The 507-nt window shown below is 40.6% G+C and carries 1 protein-coding gene; it reads right to left on the bottom strand.

Translation table 11 applies throughout. The annotated features are described in order from the left end of the window. Window positions 1-312: gamma-glutamylcyclotransferase family protein (locus AB4232_RS04810; protein ID WP_372086402.1), on the bottom strand; the 312-nt coding region annotated here is incomplete at its 3' end. Window positions 313-507 lie beyond the last annotated feature (195 nt).

Genomic DNA, 507 nt, shown 5'->3' with positions numbered 1-507 from the left:
GTATACCCAGATCGATTGATCCGCTTTAAACTCGGTTTGGCTCTCTATCTGATCGTTTCTTAACTCAACTCGATGATAACCACGCTCACGACGATCAAATTCAGCCAACGCAACATCATCGACCTCAAGCAAAACACCATTCACTTGTCCCTCACCAAGATTGACGATCAACGGTGACAAAACATAGCTGTCGTCGATTTTACTCCAGTGACGCACTAGGCCGTGCACTATCGCAGGAATCGCTTGTCCTGTTTGACCTGTGAGTTGACGAGAAGAGGAGTTGATCAAGCTACCATAACCAAAAATATACATCGTGTTCCCTGTCTGTTCTTTTGTATTTGAGACTAGTCTTACTATATGTTTGGCTTCATTAAATGTCAGTAGTTTTTTATTTCATACATCTTCGAGTCTAAATGACTTGTTGTGGCGTGTTTAATTGACACTTTTTTTACCTCTAAATACACCTTGTTGCTTGTTTTTATTGGTTTTATATCTTTGGCGCGTTTC

The organism is Vibrio sp. 10N.286.46.A8, from assembly GCF_041470165.1.
Taxonomy (GTDB): Bacteria; Pseudomonadota; Gammaproteobacteria; order Enterobacterales; family Vibrionaceae; genus Vibrio; species Vibrio tasmaniensis_A.
Note: the sequence above shows the minus strand (reverse complement) of the source record. Positions and strands in the feature narration are given on the sequence as shown.